General features: G+C 51.3%; 7 protein-coding genes. All 7 read right to left on the reverse strand.

From position 1 onward, the window contains the following. Positions 1-76: 76 nt before the first annotated feature. The 7 genes from BQ7397_RS08935 to BQ7397_RS01500 all read right to left on the reverse strand — a co-directional run bounded on the left by BQ7397_RS08935 (position 77) and on the right by BQ7397_RS01500 (position 17,603). Positions 77-1,503 (reverse strand): IS3 family transposase gene (locus tag BQ7397_RS08935; protein ID WP_417874995.1). Its coding sequence is split into 2 segments (ribosomal slippage): positions 77-933 and positions 933-1,503, totalling 1,428 coding nucleotides; the frame shifts between segments, so codons are not numbered across the junction. Between the two features lie 65 nt (positions 1,504-1,568). Further along, entirely contained in the window at positions 1,569-2,438 is an 870-nt protein-coding gene (locus tag BQ7397_RS01475) for a class C sortase (RefSeq protein WP_077074421.1), read from the reverse strand. After that, a complete protein-coding gene (locus BQ7397_RS01480) occupies positions 2,431-3,315 on the reverse strand; it encodes a class C sortase (RefSeq protein WP_077074422.1) in 885 nt (294 codons plus the stop codon). Before BQ7397_RS01480 ends, BQ7397_RS01475 begins: the two co-directional genes overlap by 8 nt. Further along, positions 3,302-4,204, reverse strand: a complete 903-nt coding sequence (locus BQ7397_RS01485; RefSeq protein WP_077074423.1) for a class C sortase — start codon at positions 4,202-4,204, stop codon at positions 3,302-3,304. The genes BQ7397_RS01480 and BQ7397_RS01485 overlap by 14 nt, the downstream gene beginning before the upstream one ends. 102 nt (positions 4,205-4,306) lie before the next feature. Then, complete coding sequence (locus BQ7397_RS01490) at positions 4,307-5,452, reverse strand: MSCRAMM family protein (RefSeq protein WP_083703354.1); 1,146 nt, start codon at positions 5,450-5,452, stop codon at positions 4,307-4,309. Between the two features lie 135 nt (positions 5,453-5,587). Beyond that, the gene (locus BQ7397_RS01495) at positions 5,588-7,267 is read right to left on the reverse strand and encodes a SpaH/EbpB family LPXTG-anchored major pilin (RefSeq protein WP_077074425.1); all 1,680 of its coding nucleotides are present in this window, start codon (positions 7,265-7,267) and stop codon (positions 5,588-5,590) included. Between the two features lie 157 nt (positions 7,268-7,424). After that, complete coding sequence (locus BQ7397_RS01500; protein WP_144019949.1) at positions 7,425-17,603, reverse strand: SpaA isopeptide-forming pilin-related protein; 10,179 nt, start codon at positions 17,601-17,603, stop codon at positions 7,425-7,427. Positions 17,604-17,839: the final 236 nt, after the last annotated feature.

Consider the following 17,839-nt stretch of genomic DNA (forward strand, 5'->3'; position numbering starts at 1 on the left):
TAGAGTGACCCCATAAAGTTGGACTTAATCGAGTAAGCATTTCGCTTGCTCGATTTTGTTTTACATAGCATTCCTTCTATGCTGCGTTCATTCGTTCACGGTATTGCTTCGGACTCATGCCTCCTAACTTTTCTTTGATTCGATCGTTGTTGTAGTAGCGTATAAAGTGTTCGATGGCCCGCACAAGTTCTTGCCGGCTTCGGTAGACGTAGCCGTCGTAGATTTCTCTTTTCAGCACACTGAAGAAGTTTTCCATGGGTGCGTTGTCGTAGCAGTTGCCTTTTCTGGACATGCTTTGGAAGATGTGATGTTTTTTCAGCATGGCTTGATAGGCGGTCATTTGGTATCCCCAACCGCGATCGGAGTGGAAGGTGCGCCGGTAGGGACAGCCGTTGGTTCGCTCGATGGCTTCTTCTAAGCCTCGTAGCATGGTGACGCCGTTGGGTTGGTCGGAGAGGACGTAGCTGATGATTTCCAGATTGTACATGTCCATGTACGGATCGAGGTAGAGTTTCTTTGTTTGAAGTTTCCCAGTTTGATCTTCGATGTAGTATTTGAATTCCGTGGTGTCGGTAGTAATTTTTTGGTAGGGGATACAGGTGTTGAATCGGCGGTTGATTCGATTTTTCTTGATTTTCCCGACGACGCCTTTGTACGAGTTGTACTTCTTGTACTTTCTGCCATAGGCGCGGACTTGAAGGCCCATGTCTTGAATCAGTCGCTGAACTTTCTTTTTGTTCACCACCCACTCCCGATTCTTCAGCTCCAGATGGATCCTTCGGTAGCCATAGTCTTTGTGTTCGCGCCGGATGGCCAAGATTTCATCTTTTAACGCTTGGTCCTTGTCTTCTTCGCTCCATTTTTTTTGCCAATACATGAAGGTGGATTTTGGGAAGTTGATGGCGGCAAGAATCTTTTTTAGTTGGAATTGTTCTCGGAGTTTGGCGACGATCCTCGCCTTTTGTTCATTGCTTCTTCCCTCGCCAAACTCCTTAGCTCCTCCAGGTATAGCTTTTGAATGGTGAGTATTTCATTCTCCGCTTCTAATTCTTTGATGCGATTTTCCAATGCCTCCCGTGTAGATACATCAAGGGGCTCCTTCTTAGTTGCAGACTTCGGTGGTTGATTGCAGGCGTCTTTCTTCGTCACAGGTCTCCCTCGCTTATGTGATTGCAGCCCCTCAATACCATCCTCTCGATACTGACTGCGCCATTTGGCGATGATGGACGGATTCGTCAAACCGAGTTCAAGGGCCAGTTGTTGGTAGCTGCATTCGCTCGTTTCGTAGCGTGTAATGGCTTCTAACTTAAACTCTACACTGTACTCACGTTTATTTCTAGAGCGCATTAAGCCTTCATCGCCAAAATGTTTGTAATTGTTGACCCAGCGTTCAATTTGTGAGACGCCTATTTGGTATTTCTTAGCCAGGATTTTATGACCTGCGTGTCCATTCAAATATTCCTCAATAATTTCCCTCTTCAATTCATAACTGTATTTTGCCATTAAAAAACCCCCAAAGGTTGGATTTCTTGGTCCAACTTTTGGGGGTCAGTGCAACGGGTCCTTTTTTATTCTCTTGCTTCATCTTCCTTCTTCCTAAATTCATCCACAAACTTCTTCCCTCGCCACAGAAGCAAGACAACCAGCACGACGGTTATCGCCAGCACGGCGGCATTCATCTGTTTCACTTTCTTCGACACGGGGGTCTTTTTACCTTCCCCGGCGGAGGTGCCTGCGGAAGAAGCGGCGGCGGCATTGCCCTCATCCTTCTTCACCAGCTCGCAATTCACCAAGAGCCGTTGGCGGCGGGGCGGGCGCATGGGATTACAGGTCAGCAGGGTGAGCATGGTCTTTCCCTCCACGGGATTCAGCTTTTCAACCTCCCAGGGCTGGATGACCTCCTGCCCCACTACCTTGTACTCCAGCACATTGTCCTTCCATTCCACATACACCGGGTCGCCCTCGGCGAGCTCGTTGAGGTAGATAAAGAAAGTGGATTGGTAATAGCCCCGGTGCCCGGCGATGACCGCCCGAAGCCCCGGCGACTGCCCGGGAAGGTCCGTGCCCATAATATGGGCCACGCCCCGGGCCAAATTCTCCTTGGACGCATCCATGTAGATGGGCTGGTACAGATCCAGCTTGGGAATCCGCAGAAAAGCGAACACCCCGTCGGGATCGTCGATAAAGGACTCCGCCGCCGCGTAATCGTCGGTGGCGAAGGGATCCACCGCCGCCACCTGCCCGCCGAGCTCGGCATTGTACTTCTCGATCACCGGCGCCACCTTCTCGTAAGACGAACGGTCCGACGCCATATAGCGCCTGTAGTTCGCCTTCTCCAGCAAAATCCCCTTGGACAAGCTGCCGAAGCCGTAAAGAGGCAGGAGGATCCCCAGAAGTATAAGCAAGTGACCCATCACCCGCATCCCTTTTCTATTCATCCTTCTCCTCCTTCTTTTTCTTTAAGCCGTACAGGGCATCCACGCGGGCCCGCTGCTTCTTAAACTGCTTCCGTTGATAGGCGTAAATCAGCGCCAAAAGAATCAACAGCGGCAGCGCAAACAAGAGCGCGTCCCTGAAATCCATATTGATAAAAGGCAAGCCGCGGTTCGATTCATCCACCGGCGGCGTGTAGGGAATGCGGTGCCCCCGCACCAAAAGCCGGTGAGAATTAATCATATAAGGCGTACAGGTGAGAAGCGTGGTGTAATCCTTCCCCTCTTCCACCAAAATCGGATCGAAATTCGACGGCTCCACCGTCATAATCCGGTCCACCTTGTAAGCCAACACCGTTTGAATGTTGTGGACGTAAAACACGTCCCCTTCCTTCAGCTTGTCCAGATCCCGAAACATCTTCGCCTTGGGAAGCCCCCGGTGCGCCGTCAAGACCGCGTGGGTCGACGGCCCGCCCACAGGCAAGCTCGTGCCCTCCAAGTGGCCGCAGCCCTTGTCCAGGACCTCCATGCTCGTGCCCGCATAAATAGGCAGATTCACGTCGATCTTGGGGATCTCCACGAAACCGATCTTCTCCGCCACCTCCAGCATCTTGGCATAGGCGGCGATCCCTTCCTTCTCCTTCTCCGTGTACGGGTCCCCGAGCTTCGAAGGGTCCAAGGTCTGGTTATAGGCGCGGGCGAGCTCGATACGGCGCAAAATTTCCACATCGTCCAGCTTATTTGCCCCGTCCTGAAACTCCTGAATCTCCCGATTCGCATCGATGCGGTAATAGTAATTGGAAATCATGGGATACATCATCAAGAGAAAGCCCAGGATGAAAATCACGACAAAAGGCCAGGTCTTGCGCTTACTGCTTGCCATCGCCGTCTCCTTTCCCGTCGCCTGCGCCCATGACCTTTTCAAAAGCGCGAATATCCGATTCCAGCTGTCTCAGCTTCTTGCGGTAATTCCACGAGCCGTAAGCCAAAAGCAGAATCAGCGCGATCACCGCGTAGAAGGCATACTTATACAAGAAGCCCAGCTTGTTGTCCGCCACAAACTGATCGTCCACGGCCTTGTCGTAAGGCACCCGGTGGCCCCGCACCAAAAGCCGGTGCGAGTTAATGCCAATGGGCGTACAGGTTAAAAGCGTGGCGTAATCGTGGCCCGGCACCACCAAGAGATCCTCGAAATTCGACGGTTCCACCACCTTAATCTGATCCACCTCATAAGCCAAAGTCTCGGCAATATTGTGGATGTAAAAGCGGTCCCCCTCCTTCAAATCCCGAATATCCGTAAACAGCTTCGCCGTGGGAAGGCCCGAGTGGGCCGTGATCACCGTGTGCGTGGAATTGCCCCCGATGGGAAGACTCGTCCCCTCCAGGTGGCCCGCCGAGGTCTGCAACACCTCCTCCGACGTGCCCGCACGAATGGGAATGTCCAGGTCGATGGTGGGAATCTGAATGTGGCCGATCTGCTCGTGAATTTCCAGCATGTGGGCATAAGCCGCCCGGCCCCGCTCGTGCCGCGCCTTGGAATAAGGATCCTCCATGTTTTGATTCACCAACGAATCGTTAAAATCCCGGGCGAGGGCCATGCGCTTCTTGATTTCCTCATCGCTCAACGCCGCCTTGCCCTCTTCGAAAGCCGACACCTCTTGGGTGGACTGCACCCGGTAATAGAGCCGGGAGACCTGAGGATACATTAAAATCAAAAAACCCAAGACGAAAATTAATTTAAAAAACCAATTACTCTGCTTCTTCTTAGCCATGGACCGATGTCCTTTCTCCTAAACTAACCAATATGTAAAGAAATCCCCTACCGAAAAAAGATAGAGGATTTCTTGAAAGGAACATCCTTCCACTTGTATCTGCTATTCATTGTCCTTCAGAATCTTCACCCCGAGCATGCCGCTCAAAAGGCCCGCCACACTCATCATGAGGAGCTGCACGTCCCCGGTCTTCGGGATATTCACGTGCTTGTCGTCATAAGGCGGCGTCTTGCCCGGAGGCGTCTCGCCGGGAGGCGTCTCGCCGGGAGGCGTCGTGCCCGGAGGCGTGCTCTGGGGATTGTTCTTAATAACCAATTCCTTCTTCAATGAATCTGCGCTTACGATAAACTTAATGCTGCTGCTCAAAGGCTCGTAGCCGTCGGGCGCCTTGATCTCCCAGAGATAATAGTCCCCGTCGGGAAGACCGTCGGCGACGAAGGTGCCGTCTGCGCCGGAGGTGAGGACCATGTCCTTGCCCCCCTTCTTCATGCGCAAATACGTCTCGCCCTTCTTCTTCGTGACCAAAAACTGCGCCCCCGCAAGAGGCTTGCCGTCCACGGAAGACACCTTCTTAAAGGTCTTGCCGCCCTGCGTGTCCTTGTAGTTTTCCACAGTCAGCTTCTTTACCTTCTTGTCCGTGATTTCAAAGGGCACCTCCGGATGCTTGATGCGGTAGCCCGCCGGCGCCTTCACTTCCACAAAGACATACTTGCCGGGAGCCAAATCATTAATCACGATCTTGCCCGTGACATCCGTGGTAAAATCCGCGCCGCCGGAGGCGTTCTTCACCGGAATGCGGTTGTTGCCTTCATAGCGAAACAACTGGAACACCGCCCCGGGCAGAGGCACCCGATCCGTGGAAATCTTTAAAAGCTCCACGCCGCTGGACGAGGGCTCCTTGGGCTTGGGATAAATCACCGACTCCGAATCGCCGGGATTCACCACAAAGACAAGGGGGAAAAACGAAATCGCTCCCTTCTTATCCGCCACGCGAAGATAATACATGCCCCGCTCCAAGGACAAGCTCAGCCTGCCCCCGGCGTCCGCTTCATAGGACTTGTGAGAGGAATAGGCGTCGTTCAACTCCTTGTCGGACTTTGCTTCCAACAGGCGCGTCACGTCCTGAAGGCTCTTTGCGCCCTTGAGGCCGCTTTCCGCCGCCGTCAAGCCGTCGGATAGCTTCCAAATCGTCATGCTGCGGCCTGCCACTTCAGCCTTTTTTCCGGAACGGGTTAAGTCTATCGTCATACTCTTGGTGTTCGCCCCCTCGGCCAAGGCGATCGCGGGAGCGAAGAGACCAAAAGCAACCATGCTAAACACGAGAGCCGCAAATACAAGCTTACAAAGCCTACTTTGTAGATTTAGCATGGTTCACCTTCTTTCTTAGGCTTGTTCAGCGCTGCGTTTTCTCATGGCGATAAAAGCACCGCCCATTAAAGCGATACCTGCGACCATAAAGATCATGGTGCCCATACCGCCGGTTTGAGGAATAGTTAACTTCTTATTGTCAACTTCTTGAGGGTCTGCCGGTACTACTGTAACTTGAGTTGCATCCTTATAGTAGGATGTGTCATTGACCGTAAACTTGATAGGATCGTCTAACAAAGAATATTTATCCGGTGCTTTAATTTCCACAAGCTTATATTCTGTGCCGTTCGGGCGATCATATGCCAGGCCTGTGATTTCAAAGAGACCGTTGGCGTCAGATTCAATAACTTTCAATCCCGAAATTTTCGCTAAATCAGCACCCTTATCACTTTCGACTGTCTTCCAGGAATACTTTCCGTTAGTTTCAACTAAGCATTGCTTAACTGCATTGTCGCCTTCGCCAACCGTACGCATAACAACAAATTGAGCGCCTTTAAGGGCTTTTTTATTTTCGCCGGAGTCAATCTTCTTAAATTTCTTACCACCGGTGTATACTTTCGGTTCTTCCGGTTTCTTTTTACCGGTATTCGTAGGGTTGTGACCATACTCAAGTTCAACACCGTTAGGAATGTCTTTAGACATAACAGCAGTGTCATTAATAGTGGTAACAAACTCAACCCGTAATGTTTTTCCTTCGGCACCGGCTAATTTCTTAATACCTGCCTTAGTTAATTCAACAATTAACGTTCCGCCTTTGTCTCCAGTCGGTTCTGTTAGTTTGTAATCGTCACCCTTATTCAAGGTAATGTTCGTACCGTCTTCTTTCACTTTGACCGTTACAGTTTGGCCTGATTTATAGGTCAAGGCTTCCTTTAATACGTCCGTTAATTTGAACACTTCGTAATCTTTGAAGCCGGTCGGAATCGTAGCTTCAATTGCCCAGGTGTGTTCTTCATCTTTGTCAAAAGAAGCTGCATCAGCATCAATGAAATCTTCCTTGATTTCCTTTTTTCCGGCATCGTTTACGGTGACTTTTCTGCTTTTCTTTACAATCTTCTTTTTTACTGTCGGTGTGTCATCCGTGTTCTTAGGATAAACGTGGATGGCATCAGCGATGCCGTCTTCGGTCCGTGCGTGTTCCGGTAATTTTAGGATGACAGGAACTGCTTTTGATTCTGCCAACATTTTTCTTGTTGCCGGATCTGTGTTATCTTTGTCATATTCAGACATCGATTTTACTTCATAAATCTTATATACACCGGGACTTTCAAGCGTCAATGGAATTACACCTTGATCGTTAGTAAGACCTTTCATATTTGCGGCCACTGATTCAACAACAGTTTTTTGCTCTGCTGCCGTCAGATCTTCAAAATTACCGTAGTTTGCGTGGTCTGACTTTAAGGCTACAAAGTAAACGCCTTTCATTACTTTCGCACTAGCGCCGAAGAAATCAGTGATGTTTGCAATGCCTTCACTGGGCTTATAGGTTTTGTTTTCATCGTGTGCCTTTAGATCGGTCTTATTCATCAAAATCTTGTGGACATTAACCGTAATGGGCTTCGGGTTTCCTTCTGTTCCGGGAACCTTATCATTCGTAGTTCCTGTCGAACTTGCCAAAGCACTTAGCGGTGCGATAACGCCAAGTACCATCACCAGTGCTAAGACCAGTGACCATATCGTATTCTTACGTTTCATTACATTCCTCCTTTTTTTAAACAATAAATACATTTAAACCCCCGGGCCGGAAAAGCCCGGGCGCTTAAAACTTAGTGAGAGAGGGCTTCACGCCCAATTCTGCTTCATTCCATCTTCACATACATACAATGCTTGTACCGAAGGGACCGCATACCCATTACGCACCCCCTTTCGGCGCGGAAGTCCGCTTGCGGCGAATGTATTCTTCCGCCGCCACAGCCGCAATAATCGCCCCGATAATCACAATCCATCTGGGACCGAAACCACCGGTGAAGGGATAGACACCCTTGTAGTTCAACACTTCCACAGGCTCGGTCTCTTTATATTGTATCGTGAGATCCTTGTTGCGGTAGTGGTCGATGACATCTGCCAAGGTTCTTTTGTAATCGGCATAGGCCTTGTCGTAATCGGCTTTGGCCTTGTCGTCGCTGTCGTAGTTCGCCGGTTTGTCGGGCGCTTCGGGATGTTTGGGGTACGTCCCTGTGTCGATGGTCTGCGGCAAGTCGCCATACTTAAACTTGTATTCCGCTTTTTTGGTGCCGCTTCCATCGGTGATGGCCGTGGTAATCGTCACGGGATTTTCCGCCTTATCCGGCGTGGCCACAAGTTTCAGGACGATGGTGTCCGTGGTCTTAAATTCCGCTTCTGTTGTTCCGCCGGCGGCCTTATACAGGTCGGCCTTGGGATCGTGGCCTTCTTGCCAGGTAACATCGGGTATAAAATCGGTGCGCTTGCCGTCTTTGTCGATGCGATAGCCCAGCATGGTGTAGTAGCCCAAGTCTTTGTAGTTAAAGAGGACATTGGCACCGGGCTTGTAGCTGCGCTCTTCATGGGCCGGGTTAATGACCACATAGGCGTTGAATGCTCCCGATATGTCGCTGTTCTTTTCACCTAAGACAAAGGACGTGTCCGCATCCGTGCCGTAAGCTTCTTTCTTGATGTTTCCATCAAATCCTTTTTCCTTAATGGAGAAGCGGTCGTCTTCCAGTCTGAATTCCTTTACGAACTTCACCGGGGGCTTAATATAGTCTTTCGGCGCCTTGGTTTCTTCCAAAGCGTAGTAGCCTGCTTTGTAAAGCTTCAAGCTGACTTTGCCGTCTTGGCCGACCGCGACGTGGTAAGGAATCATCTTTCCTGAATTATCTTTTACTTCATACTTTTCGTATTTGCCGTCTTCTTTTTCCTTGTAGTAGACGTCGAATTCGGCGCCGGCAAGGAATGTCTTGTCGTTGGCATCTTTCTTTTCAAGCTGAATGAGCCTGTGGTTCGTTACGCGAATGGGAACGCTGCCGTCTTCTTCTTCTCCTTGACCGACGGGATTGCCTGCGGCACCTTTGACCTTTTTGATAATCTTGCCTGAGGCATCCACCGTAAATTCCAGAAGGATGTCTTCGTTAATCGCATAGCCTGCCGGCGCCCCGGTTTCTCTGATTTGATACTCGCCGGGCTCTATTTTTTCGAAGGTAATAAGGCCGTCATCCCCTGATTTGGGACTTTGTCCGGTTCCCCCGAATTCGCCTGTCTTCGGATCTTTCTTAAACAGGGTAAAGGTTGCGCCTGCCAGGGGTTTCCCATCGATATCGACTTTTTCAAAGACCACTTTGTTCGCCGGGTTCACGGCGCGAATGGCGAGGGCCGCCTTGGCTTCGGTTTTGTTTTCATCGAAGTAGGCCCAGTCTTCCCGCGCGACTTGAACGTAGGGATAGCCATACCTGTTCCACAGCAAAAGTTGCCCATAGGTGTGCAGGTCTTTGGCTTTGGTGGGATCCACCTTGCCGCGCACGGTGACGATGTAGGAATCGTCCTCGCCCATGCCTTCGTAATAGTCGTCGCTGAAATCGTAGGTGTACTCGGTGATCTGTCTTCTGTCGAAGCGCGCCGTCGGCCACAATTCTCTGTTATCGAAGGCCGGCACGGCAAAGGATTCCGGCATCCATTTTTTGATCATGTCGTCGTTGTTGTCTTTCAGCTTGTCGATGGAGATGCTGACGTCGTTCACCGTGTGATTGGCATAGAATTTGAACCTGGGCATAACGCCGCCGGCAGTTTTTTGCCTATTAATATAGTAGTACTGAACGAATTCCCCGGTGTTGGGGTCCAATTCATAGATCTTACCGGAAATATTATAGTTGTAGTCGTAGACATTGTAATCGGGAATACTGGATGTTTCCTTGTCGATGTCGTAGTGGACATTCAGAGGCTTAGTCTTAAGTTCACTGTCCGGCAGATCTTTTCCGCCTAAGCCGATCCCGACGCGAACATTCTCTTTGTCCTCTTTGATCTCTTCCAAATTGATCCACGCGACGAGCTGGGTCTTGAAGTCTTCCAAGTTGTAGCTCTTGGCGTAGTCCGTAAAGGTGTAGGTGATGGTGCCTTCTTCCTTGTTGTACTTCGCCTTGGCAACGGTACCGACGCCGTCGGCAAAGATGTCCAAGTTGGAAATGGATCGATTCTTGTAAATCCCCTGCAAGTCGATGGAATCGGAGATCTTCACGGTGAAGTAATCGCCCGGCTGAATGGCCGGTGCCGAATCCTTGAGTTTAAAGTCGCTGAGTATGCTGACGCTTTGAGCCTTGTGGGGATAGATGTTGTTGTCTGTCGGGGTATTGTCACCCTCCATGTACTTTTGTACCTTGACATCGGATTTTTTCAGGAGGATGTTGTCTGTAATATCTCGGGTGGGCTGGTTGGCATCTTCCGCATAGGGGTCCAAGGTCTTCCCGCCGACGGTAAAGTTCCAAACCATTCCGGTGTTCATGTGGCCCGGGTGGGGCGAGCGTTCTTCCAGTCGGTAGTTGCCGATGCCGAGGCCGTCAAATTTCACCGTGCCGTCGTCGCCGACGGTAAGGGTTCGAATATCGTCCGCCGTCGCTTTGTCTCCGGCTGCCAGGCGGGTTAAGCGGAACGTGGCGCCGTTCGGCAGTTTAGTGCCGTTTTCATCGACCTTGGTGACGGTGACTTCCCCTTTGCCCGGCTTGGTGTTCACGATTTTACCCATGTTCTTTGCCGTACCGGAGGTGACGAAGTCGACCAATTTGGAGTTCAGCTCATGGTTTTTAGCATCCACGTATTGAATGATGCCGTTGGCGTCTTTATATTCCAACGTAATTTGACCTTTGCCCGGGGTAATATTTCCTGTATCTTTATCAGGCTCCCCGTCTTTGTAAGCGATGGTCATCTCGAGGATCGCGCCCTCAATGGGCTTGTAGCCTTCCGGCGCCTTGACTTCCATGAGGCGGTAGCGCCCGGGCTTTAAGCCGCGGAAGCCGAAGTAGCCGTTGAAGGCCGATGCCACATAGGAGCCTTTCACATCTTCAAACCTGTTGGAGAGAGGCGCCCATTGTTGCAATTTGAAGACGGCGCCTTCCAAACGATTTTCCGCTACCTTCGCCCCGGTATTATTCCAGCTTTCATCGTCGCCGTCTTTCCCGTGCTTGGAGAAGGTAATGTTGTAGGTTTCTTCTTCGTCGGTAATAATCATGCCCGATTCGGAAATGACCTTCGGTTTCGACGACGTATACAGGGGGTTGATATTGATGCTGGTGGTCTGCGTTTCCATGGGATCGACATAACTGTGGTCCACGTCTTTGGAATCCTTGGGATCGACGGCGGGGTAGACCCTACCGCCCAACTTCCCTATCCAGTTTGGATATTTTCCATCGGGGGACAGTCGCTTCTTCCACGCATCGCCATTTGCTCCTAAGGCTTCGGCGATCTTTGCATCGCCGTTTTGATAGGAGTCGTGTAAGAGGACCTTATCTCTACTCTTGTAGGTGATGTATCCGTTGGTAACGCCGGTGGCTTCCCGGAAGGTGCGCTCGCCGCGGAAGAAGTCGAATTTAATGTCGATCTTTCCGTCTTTCACGATGTTGTCGTCGTAGTAGCCTTCCACGTCGATAAAGTAGACGCCCGGCGTTAAGTTCAATTGGTCTTCGTCGAAGCCCCAATCGAAGGGACGCCAACGGGCCGTGTTCACCATGGCCACGTTTTTATTGGACAGGTCGTAGGATTTTAAGATCGAATCCACGTCCGGGTTGGCCCCCGGATCCGCCACCTTGTAGGTGGTGCGGTAGGCCGTCTTGACGCCCGGACTTAAGGTCTCGGGCGGTTGACCCGGTGTGTCTTTTTCTTCCCGTTTTATGACGGGATTGATTTGCACGTTGATCGTGTCGGCAATCGACCGCGTATCCAAATAGAGCCGTTGCCTAAAGGTCTTGGTTTCCGGATCGATGTTCACGACGCGGGAGGCGTACTTGATTCCGCTTGGCGTCGTGGTCAATTCTTTGACCATGGCCTTGTCCACCAACTTACCGTTTTCCTCCCGAATTAGATTCAGGTACGTGGACGCCGTTTCTTCCGGCCCGTAGTATTCGGCGATTAATTGGCCGTTTTCTTCTTTTACGTGAATGTTCCACGGTGCCGTGATCTTCTTATAGCCCAGGGGCGCCTTGTCTTCTTTCAGCACGTAGTAGCCTTCAGGTAACAGCTGAGAATCCAAAGGATTGCCCTGCTCGTCGATAAAGATCAGCCGGCCCTTGTCGTCGGACTTCGCCTTGAGTTTTTTGCCGCCCGGTTTTTCCGTCGTGTAATCCGATTCCGTTTCCGTCAGGATGAAGATGGCATCTTTCAAGCCCGTACCCAGGAAGTTCTTTTTAAAGATCTTCATATCCAAGCCCGTTTGCTTGTTTTTGATTAGAGCCAGTTCGCCTTCATGAATTTCGGTGCCCGGCGTTTGGGGATCGGGATTTTTGGTAAATGTCGCCGTGACGGTGACATTGGAGGCGGGCATGGTAAATTTGTTGTTTGCGAGGGTAACCGGTTTATTATTTGCGTCGACGACGGAAATCGTGTCGAGGGTGTAGCCTGTATTGGCCGTCGCCGATACGGTGACCTCTGTGCCTGCTTTTCCCGAAGTGGGACTTGCGCCCACCGTGCCGCCCAACGGCGGCGAGGATACGAGGTTTACGTTATAGGTTTCCGGCGGCTTTTCAACAAAGATCGCCGAAACGGAGACATTGGACGGGGGCATGGTGAAGGTGTAATTCGCCATGTCGACGGGAATAGTATTTCCCTGTCCATCCGTGACGGTAATGCTTTGAAGTTGATAATTCCCGGCCGGCGTAACTTGTAATTGCACCGTCTTTCCCGCTTCCGTTTCAGTGGGAGATGCCGTTACCGTGCCGTTTTGCATGCCGTTGACAGTTACTTTGTATTTCGGCGGCGCCTTCTTTCTAAAGGTGGCCGTAACGTTGACGTCGGCATCGGGCATGATGAAGGTGTTGTCGGTAAAGGTTGTTGTCTCTTGCGTCTTAGTATTAGTGACGGTGTAGTGATCCAGTTCATAGCCTGTATCCGGGGAGGGGGTTAAGGTGACGGTAGTGCCTTTTTGAACGCGCACATTGGGATTTGCGGTGAAAGATCCATTGGTCGCAGGCTGAACGTTTACCTTGTGGAGGTAGTTAATTGCGTTCACGCTGCTGTATTTTTCCGATGCCCATGGGCGTGCGTCGTTGCTCACTCGATAGGATCGTCTAAAGTTCATGCCCATCCCGATTTCCCCGCTTGAAGGATAGGTGTATTCCACTTCAATGGCGAGCATATCGTTAGAAAAGCTTTTATTTAACGTTACTCTAAACCGGGTCCATTGTCCGTCTTTAAAATTCGTCTGACCGGTGTAGCCAATGTCTCTTCCGGTGTATTGGAGATTCGTCAAGGTGGAGGCGGTGCTGACCGGGCGAATACTAAGGATGTTGAAATTCACTGTCGAATTAAAGGGTTTCCCCGGTCCTTCTCCGATTAAGTTTGTGCTTAACGGTTCTGCGTGGAAGTCGAAGGTCGGGCTGTTCATGTCGCCACGATTCTTGTTGACCAAGAAGATTTGACGATATTTCCCTTCCGCTTTGTTAATCTGCGTGATCTTTGTTTCGATTTCGGTTGCTTGGCCGTTTTTCGTCGTCGCCGGATCGGATTTATCCGGATCCACTGCTTCCCATGCACCGGCGCCTACAGGCGTCGGGACGTTTTCTTCGCCCAGTTCCAGCCCGTCGTTTGCGCCGAAGGTGGTGAGGAAGTTGTTCAGCTGCTTGGTGGCGCTGATCTCATCGGCCATCGGTGCCGCACCATACGCTGCATCTTTCTTTTCAGCGGTGGCACTCGGTGCTTTCTCGGCGCTTTGTTTCGCTTCGGCGGCTTCTTCCGCTACCGGTGCTTCAGCGCTTACGGGGGCAGCTTCTTCGCCGAATGGAGCGAGGAAGTTGTTCAGCATCATGCTTCGGCTCATTTGATGGGCAGGGGTGCCGGTGTCGGTCGCCACGCCCCAAATGGCCGATGCGCCTGCGGAGCCGTCGTCTTTCATAAAGACTTTACCATCTTTGGTAATGGTCACGGTCCAGGTGGTGTTCACCTTGTCGTAGCCGGAGGCCGGGGAGGTTTCTTTCAGTGTGTAGGTGCCTTCCACCAAATCGTTAAACTGAATGATGCCGTTCTCGTCTGTAACGAGGCTTCGCTCTTCGCCGTTTTCGCCCGGTCCTTTCAGGCTAAAGGTGGCGCCTTGAATGGTGGCGGTATCGTCGGTATCTTTCACTTTTTTCAGCTTAAAGCTGTATTTTTTCTGTTCGTTGGTGACGTCCAGGGAGCCTTCGGAGATATAGGAGCCGATAATGGCGGAATCGTCGTCTGTGGTGACGCTGTCTCCCACCACGATGTCGGATACGCGTTCGTAAAAGTCGCTCTTCCAATAGACTTTATTGTCGATCCAAAGGTCCATCCCGGTACCGACGCCGCCGCTTTCTTCCTTATAAGGTACCTTCACGTCGATGATGATGGGGGTGTTGATGTTTTTAAATTCAAATTTCTTCCGCAACGGTTCGCCGGTCTTTTTGGTTGCGCCGGTAGTAAAGTCCGTCGTTTGCGTCATCGGTGTCGCTTTGTATTCAGCCAAACGAACGTCTTCCACAGGACCGGTGACGCGCTTATCTAATTTGTAAACCCTGAAGTCTTCTTTGCTCGTGAGGCTGTTGTCGTGCCAATCCATGTTCTGGTCATTGGGCTTTTCTCTGTGGATTTCCACCTTGGCATCGGCAATGGTGTTTCCCTCGGGATTCAGGACGTAGCGCTGAATGACGTATTTCTCGGTTTTGTTGATGCCGAGTATCCGCGTCCCCATGATGTACGGGTTGTGGTGGTTATCTACGTAACTGCCCCACCGGTTATCGTAGAGATCCCAGCCGGTCAGGGGGCGGTGGGCCACGTCGACCCAATGGGTGTTCGTGCCTCCGAAAAGGGAATCCTTTACAATGCCGGGTCTTGTGGTGGTGTTTTCCACGTAGTTGTAGACTTTGGCTTTGTTGTCCTGATCTACGACGACGACCCATTTTTTATTCAGCTTGTTGTAGCCTGCCGGAGCCTTGGTTTCTTCCAATATATAGGTGTTGCCCCGGGTCAGGTTATTAAATTCCACGTAACCGTTTTGATTGGACGTTGCGGTCTCATGGGCCGTGATCTCGCCTTTTTTCGTGATTTTAAATTCCGCACCCGGAAGGGGGATGCCGCTTGCATCTTTTTTGTAGACCCTGAATTTCTGCCCGATGGGCTTGTTGGGTACCTTTAAGATGATGTTGTCTCCGACGACAATATCGCCGCTCATGCTCATTTCCGTAATGGTTACCTTGCCGGTGTTGCTTACGGCGACTTGCCAGTTTTGATCAGATTTGACGAAGTTTTTCGGCGCCTTGGTTTCCACGAGGGCGTAGTTGCCGGGCTCGAGATCGGTGAAGTTCAGTTTCCCGTCTTTGTCGGTGGTACGATAAATGGTTTGGCCTTTATCGTTGGTCAAGGCAAAGGTGGCATCTCGCAGCTTTTGATTTTCGTCTGTGCTGCTGAATTTTTCGATGGAGAACTTGCCCGGGGTGTACTTCCGGTTGACCAGTTTGATCGTTTGCTTATAGAATTTCGGAATTTCTTGGGCCGTTTGATCGGCTGTGCCCGTATTTCTGTTGACCTTACTGGCAAAGGCGGATTCCATGACTCCGTTGTACATATAGAAGGCTCTAAAGAGGTTGTACCACTTGTCTTTGTCGTTGACCTTAAAGGTTTGTTCGATAATATAGCCTTCGTTGCTGCGGGTAATACCCGGCATGCTGATTCTCAAGGGTTTGTTTTGATCCAAGGTCCCCCAGGATTGGATTTTATCCGGATCGTAGTTCAGCGTAAAGCCGTTTGCCGAGTCGCCTGTGTGATTCACCTGGTCAGTGATGGTCTTTTCGTAGACCTTGGTGTAGGTGTTCGGGTCTTGTTCCGGTCGCACACCGAAGGACAGGGGCATGTTCTTGTTATAGCGCACGCCGTTCATGTCTTTGGCGATGTCCGGCGACGTACGGTAGATCTTCACGTTTTGCAAATCGAAGGCGGGTTTGTTGCCGTTGGCGGGCCAGCGCACGATTTGCGTGTTGTTTCCCCCGAAGCCGGTGGACAACCAGTTGAAGCTCAGGGTGCGGGGCGAACGATTATTGTCGGCCAAGGGATTGTAGTAGGCCAAGACGGTGAAGTATTCATTTCCGTCGGCGCCGGTGTAGATATCCCTGTGGTAATAGGATTGAGCCGGCGACGAACGGCTGGTGTCGTAGCGTTCGTAGTCCGCTGTCACGTGGAAGTCGATGGTCTGCGTTGCTCCGTTTTCGGTGGTGATGTCGCCGGGAGCCACGTCCGGAAGGACCGTGGTCTTGAAATTGTATCCCCCGCTGTTTTGTGCATAGAACTTACTCGGGGTGATCCCGCGAATGTTAATATTCGCCGTGGTGAATCCACCTTTTGAATTCTCATTAAAGACGTAGGTGAGGCGGTTGGTCGTGTAGTCGAAGTAGGGATCGGCGACGGCGACACGATTGACCATGATTTTCGGCAAGTCGCTGACATATTGTTTAAAGTCCAAGTTCGGGTCGAATTGAATGGAAAACCGCGATCCCGGTGCGGAACTCGTTAAGTCGATGGTCGCCGAGTACTTTAAGGATTCGTAGCGATAGGCTTCCCATACGCCGGTTCGCTGACCGATGTCCCCGGGTTCGTTTTCTTGAATTGCCATCTCGTTCTTTTTCACCTTGTAGGTGACTTGGCCGGGTTCTTGGGTGCTTTCTTCGCTGTCAATATAATAGTCCGTCCCCTGAACGGGATCCCCGGCGCTGTTTTTATAGCGGGGGGTGTAGGTGACCTGACCGTCGTCGGCGACGGTAACGTCAAAGACGACGGAGGAGGCAAGGTATTCATTCGGTGCCTTGATTTCTTCGATAATGTACTTGCCCGCTGGGAGTTTGCCGAAGTCGGCCACGCCGTTCGCGTCGGTGTCCACATCGTTGATGGGCCGGTTGTTTTTGTCCTTGAGGACAAAGGTGGCGCCGGTGAGGGTGTTTTTATCTTTATCCACCTTGGTGACGGAGACGGATTGCTTTTTGAATTCCTCGTTGGTAATGGTGACGGTAGGGGTGTTGTCGCCATTGTTTTCACTGTTGACGGTGACGAGTTGTTGCAATTTAGTTTGATTGTCCGTGTCTTCGTTGGTAAGCCAGTCGTAGTACAGGGGCACGGACGTTTTGTTCGCGTCGACAGTGGCGGTAACTTTGACCAGGAAGCCCCAGTCATTTGCGAAGCGTTCTTTCGGGAAGAAGATTTGGTAACCTTCGCGCCCGGTGTAGGGATCCGTGACGTTCGCAGTGCCCGTGATAATCTTATTTTTATTATTTGGGGCACCGATGACATTGCCGCCGAGGCTTGCAATTTCGCCTTCCACGGTTTGATTTTCCATGGCAGTGCGAATGTCCGCTCTGTTGTCGGAGGACACGTCGTAGGCGGTGACGCCGGTGACGTTCACGCCGGGGATGGAGATGGCCAGGCGGGTGTCTCTATCCGTCGAACCATTTTCTGTCGCTGCCCTCGCCTTCAAGTAGAGATAGAAGTTCAGCTGTCCGTTTTTGAGCTTGCCGTAGCGCATGGCGTTCATGTAGTCGGGCCAAGCGGGGTAGCGGTCGTGGTCGACCATTTCCGTTTTGTTGTCGCCGCCGGAGAAGGAGGCGTTGGGCCCGGTAATGCTGACTTCGCCATTGGTGGTAATGGTTACGTTCTTCGCCTTTTGATCCAGTTTGTAGCCGTCCGGGGCTTTGGTTTCGATTAAGGTGTAGCTGCCCGGGGCGATGTTGGAGAAGGTGGCCTTCCCGTCGGGCCCGGTGGTGGCTTCCACATTGGCGCCGTTGAGTTTGAAGCGGGCGCCTTCCAATTTTTTCGTCGGAACCTTGCCGTCCACTTTCACAAGGTCAAAGGTGCCGGGTTCGTCCGTGGTGGTTTCCATGGCCCTGTTTTGCATGTAGTGGTATTTTTGGTCCGTCTTCTCGTCGCTGGTGTAGTAGTTCAGGTTTTCGTAGTAGGTGTAGTTCTTTCCGTCAATTCTTTTGGCGGCGGGGCTGAAATCTTGCTCGATTTTGTGTTCGATGCGCGTCGCGGTGCCGGTGCCGTCGTTTGCAATGGCCCAATACTTGGCTCCCGGCAGGGTTATGTTTCGACTAGTCTTGCTCGTCGTGTCATCTC

It is taken from the genome of Aedoeadaptatus urinae, from assembly GCF_900155585.1.
Classification (GTDB): domain Bacteria; phylum Bacillota; class Clostridia; order Tissierellales; family Peptoniphilaceae; genus Aedoeadaptatus; species Aedoeadaptatus urinae.

Excerpts from the sequence above, each read along its gene's own strand:
- BQ7397_RS01490 (WP_083703354.1), bottom strand. The coding sequence starts at position 5,452 with ATGACGATAGACTTAACCCGTTCCGGAAAAAAGGCTGAAGTGGCAGGC.
- BQ7397_RS01495 (WP_077074425.1), bottom strand. The coding sequence starts at position 7,267 with ATGAAACGTAAGAATACGATATGGTCACTGGTCTTAGCACTGGTGATG.
- BQ7397_RS01500 (WP_144019949.1), bottom strand. The coding sequence starts at position 17,603 with ATGGAAACCACCACGGACGAACCCGGCACCTTTGACCTTGTGAAAGTG.
- BQ7397_RS01480 (WP_077074422.1), bottom strand. The coding sequence starts at position 3,315 with ATGGCAAGCAGTAAGCGCAAGACCTGGCCTTTTGTCGTGATTTTCATC.
- BQ7397_RS01485 (WP_077074423.1), bottom strand. The coding sequence starts at position 4,204 with ATGGCTAAGAAGAAGCAGAGTAATTGGTTTTTTAAATTAATTTTCGTC.
- BQ7397_RS01475 (WP_077074421.1), bottom strand. The coding sequence starts at position 2,438 with ATGAATAGAAAAGGGATGCGGGTGATGGGTCACTTGCTTATACTTCTG.